Raw genomic sequence first — 9,878 nt, forward strand, 5'->3', positions numbered from 1 at the left:
CTCGACAACGGTCAGGAAGACGGCAATATTTTCGTCGATCGGAGATGGCTTATGCGAAATTTGCCGAGCGACATCGCTGCTGACGTTGTGATCGAAGTCAGTCGGCTTCTCGATGATGCCGAGGATCTCGCGCCTTTGCCGGTGCACGCACTGGTCAAACGGATTCGTACGACACTGCAGACCCGCCTTTCCGATCAAGCGATCGAAGAACTGGTGGTCGAGATGGCGTCGAAACGTGGGTTGCCCATGGTCTTCGACAACCCTGCAGCATAGTCAGTTCTTCCACATCTCTTGTGAAAATATCGGCAAAAGCAGGCGGGGAATTGCCATCGCCCTCGAATGCACCGACAAGAATGGTAGGCCGAGAAAACGGCCATGGATCAGTCTTCAGCCGCCGGGCTGGCGAAGATGAGCCATCGGCTTGACAGCCTCTCATCATGGTTCTCATTTCACCAGTGAAGTGGCAACGCGATATTGGACTTATGCACAGCGAGATCGTCCAACCAGCGGCCGGACGTCGTCACCTCAGTCTACCCATTTCTCGCGCGCAAGAAAAAGGCCGGACCAAAGGTCCGGCCAGGTATGAAGGTTAAAACCTCCAGAGGGGAACGCGCCGGACGAATGGGAGGAAACATCCGACGCAGCGCGCATATAGGTCAGCGAAGGTGACACTTCAACGACGTGCCGACTCGACGTGCCGGTGGGCCACCAGACTTGATCATTTTGGTGCACTGAAGCTTGCTTGCTTGATGCGCTTGCCGAAATCGCATGGCTGGTTCAGCCAGCCTTGCTCAGGTTGCCGGCCACGATTTGCCGGTCCGCCGATCCTGTTCTATCTCATAATTGACCGTTTGGCCGTTAACGAGCGTCGGAACGGGCGAGCCCGCCTCAAGCCCGGGTACATCAGGTCTGCACAAGCCAGACTTTGCCGTGGTCGGCTTCGATCGTCGGATGCATGCCGTGGTTTTCACGGCGGGACCGAGCTGTTGTAGAGTTTGCGCCAGTAGGGCTGGATGAGGATGCCCGAGTCCCGGAGCATCGTCTGAATGTCTTTCAAGACGACCTTGCGCTTGTCGGCGTCGGCGATCGAGAGGGCCTCGTTGACCTTGGCGTCTAACTCGGGGTTCGAATACGCGGTTTCGTTCCATGCCTCGCCGGTGCGGTACGCAATAGCGATCACCTGGATGCCGAGGGGCCGCATGTTTGATCGAGGAGACACGCCGCACGATCAGGTCCTGACCTGTGGCCTTGCCAACGCGAAAAGCGAAACCAACCCGCTCACGGATGATGTCGAGGTGCCGGTTTGTGGCGATCAGCTCGACCGCGATCCGCGGAAACTGCGTCGTAAATCCGTGTAGGAAGGTAGGCATGAAATAGGTGGCTGTTAATCTGGGCAGGTGATCTTCAGCGTCCCGACAGGCTGTTCCTTCCGATAGGTCCTCGCCATGTTCGCGGCCGAGACCTCTGCGCGAACGCGGCGGCAGTAATCGAGATAGACTTGGCCGCTGCCGGTGAGGCTTATGTGCCGGGTGGAACGGTTGAGGAGCCGCAGTCCCAGACGTGCCTCAAGCTAGGCGATGCGCTGGCTGACCGTGGATTTGGGGATCCCGATCCGCCCCCGGCACGGGTAAAGCTGCCCGTTTCGGCGACTTCGGCCACAAGGATCACGTCGTTCACGCTGTCCAAAGCCCCGCATCCTGTTTCGTGTCATTGCTCATTGTACAATAACACGGACAAAATCCCGTATAATCGGAATTGTTGGAACGTTCTCGGCTCGGTAGCCTCATCCGGCGAACAATTCCTTGTAACCGGTCGTCACCATCCAGTTCGCCCGATCGAGATGGCTTCGCACGGTTTTCCGGGCGCGCTCCGGCTCTTGCACCGGATCGATGCCGAGGATGACCTGCGCCATCTCCTCATAGCTCGCCTCGTCGGCACCTGCATCCAGGAGCCTCAGGTAGGTTGTAAAGTGCTGGCGGTCGTAGGTGGTCAGGCTGTCAGACCAGGGCACTTCTTCTTTAAGGCCTGGTTTAACGTCTCGATATTTCATCATGATATTGGGCTCCGGAAGTAAGTGATCGAAGAGCGATTGTTTCTTTTCGACAGCCTAACCAAGCGGATGGGAAACATCCTAGCTAAGACAACATCGCGATCATAATCGCCAAGCGCCCGCTCGAGGCGATATGCGCATTGCGGTTCAACTCCAGGTTACGGATGAATTGCAAAAAGCTCAAGACCGTGCGGCTGCACATCGGGTTTCACGCGGGCTGCTTGGCCATCAAGGCCGTTTGTGACCACAGGATTAATAGGCAAAGCTTTGTGCTTGAATTACCCCGATGCTTAGCATCGGTCCAACCACCGTATTCGAGTTCGTAGCGCCTGCCGAGGGCGCGCTGGCCGGGGCGCGGGTCAAATCGAAAGTCATGAACCGAAGCCCAGCCACCGCATTCTTGATGTGCACGGCTTCGTGAGCTGCGGAAGGACGACTTTGGGCTTCATGGGTGGTGCAAAACATCTTTGACGCTTGGAAAATCACGCGGAAGGGATCGGGATTCAGACCCAAACTCCGACCCGGCCAACAGCGCGCAGATCAACACTGCACGAAGGCGGGATGCTGCGCTATAGACGTCGATGCCGACGAGCATCGCGATTTACATCCGGACTTGCCGTGTACTTCCGGCTCTTGCCGGGGGGCAGGAGAAAATCAGCCAGCTTTGCTGAGGCTGCCAGCGGAGGATTTGCCAGTGCGGCGGTCCTGCTCGATCTCATAGTTGATCTTCTGGCCGTCAGCGAGGGTCGAGAGGCCCGCGCGTTAGACAGCGGAAATGTGGACGAAAACGTCCTGACCACTATTGTCGGGCTGGATAAATCCAAACCCCTTGGTGCCGTTGAACCACTTCACGGTTCCAGTCGCCATATGCGTATTCCTTGTAAGTCGCGCAGAAGGAAGTTGGACAGGTGACCAAGCCCGCGCTCTATGTGGAGGCGGGTCTGCCACTCATGGACAAGGGCCAGCAAGCGTTCGAGCGGAGGATCAAGAAAGTGCCCGGCACGCTGGTGGCGCTCAACCAGGTCATGGCCAATTTCCGCGCTTCCGGAGGCAAGCAATGATCCTGAAGCGGTCCTGGAACGCCTTCTGGCGCAAGGTCGACCTGCCGGCGGCGATGGTTTTCATCATGGCCGCTCTCGCCGGCGTCGGCGTTGCAGTCCTGGTTTCATCGGCTTTGGACCGCCGATCGCGTTCGAACAGGCGACGGTCTTGACGCCAGAGGTTCCGCAAGGAGGTGTCCTCGATCTCCAATATACGAGCGTCCAGAGCCGGGTTTGTGCGGCCACGGTCGAGCGCTTCGTGACCGATTCCGAAGGGACGATCCATGTGCCTTCCACCTATACCGTCGACCGTCGCTCGCTTATCGAAGGCTATCTGCCGGAAGGCCGGGAGACCTATCAGCGCTCCGTCACGATCCCGTTGGCTGCCGCAGTTGGAAGGCGCGCTATGATGCCCGCTTTTCCTATGCCTGCAATCTCTGGCACAAGCTGACGAAGCCGATCGTCGTTTCGGCTCCGTCGGTGGAATTCATCATCACGCCAGCACCTGCCCCGCTCGAGCCGCTGACGCCCGATCAGCCGGCCGGCTGATCGTTCAGAAGTGACCCAGCCCTTAGCTACTGCCGGTTGGTAGACGCGTGCCGGCGGCGCGCGTAGAATTCCACACGATCCGGGCACACACTCCCGTCCACCCCCGTCGTGCCTGGTAAACGACTGATCTCCCGCCGTGCCGAAAGGTGCGGCGGGCTTTTTTTGTTTGCCGTACGGAACAACTTGGCTAGAGCGAATGTTCGGCTCCTGCAGCATCTCACAGACCTGCTACGATCATGTCGTTTCCCGGCAGCTCCTCTGAATGGGCGGGGCTTCTGCATGGTTTTGCGTTTATCGTCTGGGCGACAACCTTGGTCAAATTCTTACATTAGAAACTTGGAACTTAAGTGAGGCAGAAAACATTGTGGCGCCATGGGCAAGAACGATGGCGACAATCTTCCTGAGTGGTTTCCGGGCAACCTGCCCGAGGACCCTGTGATCCGAGCCGATATCGCGAAAAGAATTTCGAGAGAGACCGACGGTCAAATTGGGCCGACGGTTTGGTGGTCAGGAAGGCCAGGCGGGATCGCAATCTGCTCGAGGAACTGGAAAAAGGTGACGCCGCCCTCGACAGCCAGCCGTCCGTGGTTCCGTTGCTCCTGGTTTTGTATGTGCTCTCAATGTTGGGCTTCGCAGCGTACGCCATCGCTGGTTGGTATCTTCCATAGCGCGCTTTGAGTTTCCATTACCCACTCTGGCAATGAGCTGCGCCAAGCGGTTCCTGTCGGATTTGTCTTTCGCCCATGCTGAGCCGTTCGCGATGGTGGCGCGTGCTTCTCTCATTAACTCACAGGCTCGAGCGGTTGGTGCTCCGGCTCCGCATGGTGAAGCACCTGGCCGAGATCGCGCATGTCAAAGTCCTGACCGCACACGGCGCAATAGTCGCTTGGCAGTTAATTAGGCTCTTCCTCACTTTGTGTGGTGATCAGGCCGGTTGAGTGGCAGCATGCGTGCTCTAAGGAGTTCGGAGCCCGCTCTGCCGTACATCGCACGCTTGATCGTCTTCAGGCGGTTGATTGCCCTTCCGCCTGGCCGTTGCTCCACGGTAATTCAATGGCATTGCACGGCGTCAACGTCACGGCGTAGGACCGGCGAAACGCGTGATGGCGACGAGCCCGGAGTTGACGGCATCGTCGATCCAAGTGTCGAGCTTGTCCAATTCACGGGCCCCGCAAAATGCCGCGNGTCCCGGCTGCCTGGTGTCAAACGGCCCCGCAAAATGCCGCGGAAGCGCATGGCAAGCCTGCGCATCGTGGCAAACTCATGTGATCCCTGCTTCAGGACGTCGACCTTCCTCGCCTGGTTGATGGTCAGCATACCCCGGGCATGCAGAGGGCCGCGGCGACTACCGGCGAGATCACATGGCCGGTCGCCGGATCCCGTATGGGGACAGCGTCGCGGGCTGGTTGACGGCGTATGATCGAAGCAGGCGACGCACTGTCCTTGCCCGGCCTCTCGGCGCGGCGCCAGCTTGCGAGAAGCCGCTCCAGATTCGAGAAACTGCCCGTGTCGCCGCGCTGTTTGATATCCGTGGAACAGGTGTCGTCCGCAGCGATTGCCGTCTCTCCAGGACTGGCTAAGAAACGCCTCGAAAATATAAGGGTGACGTCGGCTCGACGCGGCCCTGCGTCGGTCGGGTGGCGTGTCGAAAGTCAGCCATTTAGCGATGCTGCGCCGGCATAGCCGGTATGACGGGCGATCTCGGAACAGGACAGCCCTTCCTTGCGCAAGGCGTGAACCATTTCGAACACCGTCTGCCGCGATTGTCGATGAGCGTGGCGCACCCGGCGCCGATGCGTTGCGTCAANCGTGAACCATTTCGAACACCGTCTGCCGCGATTGTCGATGAGCGTGGCGCACCCGGCGCCGATGCGTTGCGTCAAGGTGCGGATCAGCCTGAATCAGATCGACTTGCGCGCTCCCGATACCCTTATTAGGCAGCAATGCACGCCCCGTGGCGCGGCCCGAAAGGCTCATCTGCTCCTCGATTGCGACCCGCAGATTCTGCATGAGATGGAACCGATCAGCCACCTGGCGCGCTTGCGGTGCGCCCTCACGGACAGCCTGCGCATACAGGCCGCAGCGGTCTCGGCTGACGACCTCGACGGAAGGGTGGTCCCGCAACCACTTTGCTGCACTCTCGACGCTCCGATCATCGAGAATGTCAACAACCGAGCGACGCTCGAGATCAACCACGATGGTGCCGTATCGCGTCGCTCGCCGCCAACTCCAGTCATCTATGCCGACCACCCGAATCTCGGAGGTGCAGTGAGCGGCCGCGGCATCTCGCTTCAGCTGCCGCAGGATACTGTCGTCGCTGACCGGCATGCCGAGCCGTCGCATCAAGCGCTCGCCGGGACGGCCGCCGGTGCTATGGCCGAGCAAACCGACAATCTCCGCGACCCTCCTTGTCCGGCGCGCATAAGGGGAAGCAATCGTCGGCAGACGGTCGGTGAATGTTTGTCGTTCACATTTCTGATGTGCGCACCGCCAACGGCTCAGCCGGAGCTTCACCGTCACGGTCCTGCTCTGAACCGGCAGATCCTGAAGGCTGCGGTTGGACCAGCCATGCCGACTTCGGGTCCGTCGTCCGCAATCGGGGCAAATGCCGAACGCCGGTCCGGCAGCGGAAACAAGCCAACTGTCATCATCAGTGAGCGCGACACCCAGTATTTTAATCCCTGGGCCGGGGGACCATTTTGTTTTCGTTCGCATGCCCGCACATAGCGGCATCCTCGCCAACGGCGAATGAACCACACAAAGTGAGGCAGAGTCCAATTAAGTGCCAAGCGATACTTGGCACTAGCGACCGAGTGCAGTGGGTCTGGTTTATGATGGGGGTTGCGCGAGATTGCCGTTTTGCTGTCGATTTTGATGAGCTTTAGCTTTCGGCAAACTTTGAAATCTCGACACAGTGTCCTCCTTGGCGTGCTGCCCGCGCCAGCCTCGCACATTTCGCGTACGCCTACACTTTCACTTTTCCATTGCCCGACTTGCAGGCAGCGAGCCACTGCATCGCGGAGGTTGCATCTTCCAATATAGCGGCCCGTTTCGCAAAGCCGAAAAAGGCATTGCGCGCTGCGCTTACAGGTATTCGCTCGTCGTATGCATCATAGCACGCCTTGAGGGCGGCTTCGTGGATCAAGTCTCTGCGGTTTCCTGGCCACTCGTTGAGGAAATCGATAGCGTCGGCCAGGCTGGCAATCTCTTGCACGATGTACGTTGCACGCTTAACGAAAACTGGGCTGCGGAAAGCATCAGGGTTCATTCGTTCCTCCCGACCTGCTGAATACCTACTTTGCGTGATGAGCCGCCTCATCGACATCCGCCGAGCATTGCAGAATGTGTTGTCAGAGCGATGACGGTTTAAGAGGAAGGCAGCGGGTCGTAGTCCTCTGGTGCAGTCTTCGGAGGTTCGGAGGGGAGCTTGAGAGTCACAGTTTGGCAGCCCATCACCTCGGGCCATTGGGCAAAGATCTGCACGCTGTCTAGAGCGTGGCTTGGCAGTCTATTTGGGCGCTCACATGCCAATGCGGCTTCGCACCCGCGATCGGTCAAAGTTCTCCCGTTGGTCGTTCGCTGAAGGAAGCCTCGACATTGCCGACACGAGCGCGGCGTTCGGGCAGACCGCCGGCCGGTGGTCCTCCGCATGCAGCGCCGTCGCCTTCTCCCAGAAAGAGCTCTGTGGATGGCTCCCGCGATGCAAGAGGTAATTGGACGTTACGGCGCGTTGGGCGGGTGCAGTCTTCTGTCCGGCCTGTTGATGCAGCCGTTCGAGACTGCTGGCCCTGATGGGTCGGCGAACTGGATCCCATCTGCCTATCAGGCTATGGTGCCTCCGATATTCGACGGGTTGTCCCTGTTCCCGGCCTGACCAGTCTCGCCATCACATCGCGTCGCTCTCACAACCTACTGGAGCCGATCGATCGGCCCGCCTGTTCTCTGTCCTAAAATTTATCTTCTTCGCAACCTTACACCGCAAGGTTTCGCGGCATGACGAGCTTGAGGTCTCGCGCGTACCATGATCGCCCAGACCACACGGGCCATCTTGTTCGCCATGGCCACACTCGCCAAGCGCACGGGTTTCCTGGCGAGCAACGCGACAAGCCGAGGATCCGCTGCCGCCCCTCGAGTTTTGCGAAGGGGTCGGCCCGAGCCAGGCGGCGAACTCCCGACCCGAGCCGAACTGCCCCGGATCGGCAACGGATGCAGCCAATGCTAGAGCCCCTACCGGACCGATACCGGGGAACCGTGCGGGTGCGACGGCAGTCGGCCACGAAGCGACGGGCAATATCCTCGTTCGGCACCGCCATCTCGGCTTCCCGAAACAGCCATTCCTTCAGTTCGCGCGCACCAACAAAGAGATCGTCGGTAGGCAGGCCAAGCTGCATCGGGGCGAGGCTTAGAGACCGCGCCGACGTCGTTCGGACCGCTCTGCGAGCCGGAAGCCGCCTTGCCCTTCGACTTCTCATTTGCGACAGGCCCTGATGAATTACCAAGCCGGGCTGCAGCGGGAAACCTGTCCGGATAACAGGATCACAGCGTCGCCATCCCTGACGCGCAGTGGGGCCGTTCCACCTCATCAGCTTAGCCTAGGGCTCTCATAGTGCGTCGCAACATTTTGATGCTGCGATGCGGAACTTTCCGATAAAGCGGCAGTTCTCTATGCTTCTAGCACGCGAGGGCTCGATGAGGCGCTACAAGATTCTGCCGTCGGAATCAGGGCTGTGGTCGGTGATCGATAGCCTGACAGGGCTTCCCGCCGAGAGATACGGTCGGCCGCTCACCGGGCTGACGCGGTACGAGGCCGAAGAGGCTGCCTTTAACCTCAGCGAGAGCACTCCGCCATGGATGGCCAGGGTCAGACATCGCAGGCGTTAATCAAGGCTGCCGATTCCACAGATGGTCGGAGCGATGCGCCTCCACTCTCAGCACACCCGATCGCGTAGCCTCTCACCTCTTCCTTCGGGATGAGCGCGTCATGGCAGGGGCGCTTGTGCTCTCCAGTTCGCCGTACCATAAGAGATCCGGATCGTCGCGGTGCGCCATCACCGGCGCGAAATCCACGAGGGGCCGACAGCTTCATCTTTTCGGCAAGTGCGGTGAGGTCGCCACGAAACGGCTGGGATGTTCGACCCGTATGGGCACATCGACGAGATTAGAGTGAGGACGCGGGATTTTCTCTAGCCTCCTGGGCACTGCGGGTTCGGCGTGGACGTCGGAGGGACCTTTACCGATCTATCGCTGGTCAACGAGCTCACGGGTGAGTTGCACCACTTCAAGACGCCTACGACATCGCAGGAATCCGACGGCTGACGAATTTCTTTTGAGGTCCGGACTGTCTGTAACCGAATAGCCACAGCCTTTACCCAGCGTCATCACGTGAGGACTGACGGGTGGTTCGCGTAGCCATGTTCGTGCATAAGCACACCTGGAATGAATTCCTCCCTGTGAAACAACCATGACTAGTCGTTTTCGCTTGGAATCTTCGGCGCTGAACGGTGTTCGAACCTCGGCCGTTGAAGGGGTTTCGGAGTTGGACTGTTCCGAGGGGATCGAGGCGTTGATCGATGCCGCCAGCGCGGATGCCGTTGATAAGGCGCGTGTTTCGCTGGATCAGTTCAAAGGTAGGTCGGAAGCAATCGGTCCAGCAATTGACGAATTCCTGCTTGATCTGATGACCCTTGTGTTTGTTGCAGAAACCACCCGCGAAAGATTCCACAATCCGGTGCAGCGGTTGGTGCGCATGAGATTGACCAGGATCAGGCTGTTGTTGGGGCGCGGCGATGAGAAGGAGCAACCGCTATGCCAAAAAGCCGCCGCTTGATCCCGATGTCGCGGACGAGGCACCCCAGTCCCCGATCCTGACGGGCTATGACAAAGAACACTTGTGACCTATCTGCGTTTGCTCGACGCAGCGGCGGACGATGCCGATTGGCGCGAAATGGCGCCTGTCGTGCTGCATATCGATCCTGAGTGCGAACCGGACCGGGCACACAGAGCTTGGGAAACTCACCTGGCGCGGGCGCGCTGGATGACGACGACCGGATATCGGTTTCTATTGCAAGGCAGTGCGCCGCACTGACTTTGCAGACCGTCTCGAGATCTCGCAAGACGATGTCTGCCTCGGCTGTTCTGCCGCCCTCGCGCCGAGGCCAGACTGTCGCCCAAGGCTCTTTCATGGCGCTCAGGGATGTAGATCATCTTGAAATTGTATTGCCGCGTAAACCATCGTTCGA

At 59.2% G+C, this 9,878-nt stretch carries 9 protein-coding genes and 4 pseudogenes; 7 read left to right on the forward strand and 6 right to left on the reverse strand.

The genetic code is table 11. From position 1 onward, the window contains the following. The first annotated feature begins 51 nt into the window (after positions 1 to 51). Complete coding sequence (locus tag X738_RS78205) at positions 52 to 273, forward strand: hypothetical protein (RefSeq protein WP_023803717.1); 222 nt, start codon at positions 52 to 54, stop codon at positions 271 to 273. Positions 274 to 903: 630 nt separating this feature from the next. Here X738_RS78205 and X738_RS78210 read toward each other — a convergent pair. Next, positions 904 to 1,204 (reverse strand): annotated as a pseudogene (locus X738_RS78210) (ABC transporter substrate-binding protein); the annotation flags it as partial. Between X738_RS78210 and X738_RS86470 the strand changes: the two are divergent. Further along, complete coding sequence (locus X738_RS86470; RefSeq protein WP_023803719.1) at positions 1,200 to 1,358, forward strand: hypothetical protein; 159 nt, start codon at positions 1,200 to 1,202, stop codon at positions 1,356 to 1,358. The pseudogene X738_RS78210 and the gene X738_RS86470 sit on opposite strands and share 5 nt — an antisense overlap. 425 nt (positions 1,359 to 1,783) lie before the next feature. On the opposite strand, the gene X738_RS78215 is transcribed toward X738_RS86470, so the two are convergent. Together X738_RS78215 and X738_RS88590 are read right to left on the reverse strand one after the other, a co-directional pair. Continuing rightward, the gene (locus X738_RS78215) at positions 1,784 to 2,050 is read right to left on the reverse strand and encodes a DNA -binding domain-containing protein (RefSeq protein ID WP_031257000.1); all 267 of its coding nucleotides are present in this window, start codon (positions 2,048 to 2,050) and stop codon (positions 1,784 to 1,786) included. A gap of 654 nt (positions 2,051 to 2,704) precedes the next feature. Then, positions 2,705 to 2,917: pseudogene (locus X738_RS88590) on the reverse strand (cold-shock protein). 41 nt (positions 2,918 to 2,958) lie between these two features. On the opposite strand from X738_RS88590, the gene X738_RS85590 reads away from it, so the two are divergent. Both X738_RS85590 and X738_RS85595 read left to right on the forward strand, forming a co-directional pair. Further along, on the forward strand, positions 2,959 to 3,111 hold the full coding sequence (locus tag X738_RS85590; protein ID WP_023803724.1) for a hypothetical protein: 153 nt from the start codon (positions 2,959 to 2,961) through the stop codon (positions 3,109 to 3,111). Further along, the gene (locus X738_RS85595; protein ID WP_023803725.1) at positions 3,108 to 3,263 is read left to right on the forward strand and encodes a hypothetical protein; all 156 of its coding nucleotides are present in this window, start codon (positions 3,108 to 3,110) and stop codon (positions 3,261 to 3,263) included. The genes X738_RS85590 and X738_RS85595 overlap by 4 nt, the downstream gene beginning before the upstream one ends. A 1,285-nt stretch (positions 3,264 to 4,548) precedes the next feature. Here X738_RS85595 and X738_RS82020 read toward each other — a convergent pair. The 3 genes and pseudogenes from X738_RS82020 to X738_RS83960 all read right to left on the reverse strand — a co-directional run bounded on the left by X738_RS82020 (position 4,549) and on the right by X738_RS83960 (position 7,930). Further along, positions 4,549 to 6,354: pseudogene (locus X738_RS82020) on the reverse strand (ISL3 family transposase). Between the two features lie 250 nt (positions 6,355 to 6,604). Continuing rightward, positions 6,605 to 6,907, reverse strand: coding sequence for a DUF982 domain-containing protein (locus X738_RS78240; RefSeq protein WP_023803730.1), 303 nt, complete (start codon positions 6,905 to 6,907; stop codon positions 6,605 to 6,607). Between the two features lie 618 nt (positions 6,908 to 7,525). Then, positions 7,526 to 7,930 (reverse strand): transposase, encoded by a 405-nt coding sequence (locus X738_RS83960; protein WP_373420502.1) that lies wholly within the window; start codon positions 7,928 to 7,930, stop codon positions 7,526 to 7,528. 920 nt (positions 7,931 to 8,850) lie between these two features. On the opposite strand from X738_RS83960, the gene X738_RS89465 reads away from it, so the two are divergent. The 3 genes and pseudogenes from X738_RS89465 to X738_RS87945 all read left to right on the forward strand — a co-directional run bounded on the left by X738_RS89465 (position 8,851) and on the right by X738_RS87945 (position 9,724). Then, positions 8,851 to 8,955 (forward strand): hydantoinase/oxoprolinase N-terminal domain-containing protein, encoded by a 105-nt coding sequence (locus X738_RS89465; RefSeq protein WP_084833964.1) that lies wholly within the window; start codon positions 8,851 to 8,853, stop codon positions 8,953 to 8,955. Positions 8,956 to 9,100: 145 nt separating this feature from the next. Next, positions 9,101 to 9,466, forward strand: a complete 366-nt coding sequence (locus X738_RS0144540) for a hypothetical protein (protein WP_051408001.1) — start codon at positions 9,101 to 9,103, stop codon at positions 9,464 to 9,466. Continuing rightward, positions 9,426 to 9,724 (forward strand): annotated as a pseudogene (locus X738_RS87945) (DNA -binding domain-containing protein). The gene X738_RS0144540 and the pseudogene X738_RS87945 overlap by 41 nt, the downstream one beginning before the upstream one ends. Positions 9,725 to 9,878 lie beyond the last annotated feature (154 nt).

It is taken from the genome of Mesorhizobium sp. L48C026A00, assembly GCF_000502375.1.
Taxonomy (GTDB): Bacteria; Pseudomonadota; Alphaproteobacteria; order Rhizobiales; family Rhizobiaceae; genus Mesorhizobium; species Mesorhizobium muleiense.

Excerpts from the sequence above, each read along its gene's own strand:
- X738_RS78205 (WP_023803717.1), top strand. The coding sequence starts at position 52 with ATGCGAAATTTGCCGAGCGACATCGCTGCTGACGTTGTGATCGAAGTC.
- X738_RS86470 (WP_023803719.1), top strand. The coding sequence starts at position 1,200 with ATGTTTGATCGAGGAGACACGCCGCACGATCAGGTCCTGACCTGTGGC.
- X738_RS78215 (WP_031257000.1), bottom strand. The coding sequence starts at position 2,050 with ATGAAATATCGAGACGTTAAACCAGGCCTTAAAGAAGAAGTGCCCTGG.
- X738_RS85595 (WP_023803725.1), top strand. The coding sequence starts at position 3,108 with ATGATCCTGAAGCGGTCCTGGAACGCCTTCTGGCGCAAGGTCGACCTG.
- X738_RS78240 (WP_023803730.1), bottom strand. The coding sequence starts at position 6,907 with ATGAACCCTGATGCTTTCCGCAGCCCAGTTTTCGTTAAGCGTGCAACG.
- X738_RS0144540 (WP_051408001.1), top strand. The coding sequence starts at position 9,101 with ATGACTAGTCGTTTTCGCTTGGAATCTTCGGCGCTGAACGGTGTTCGA.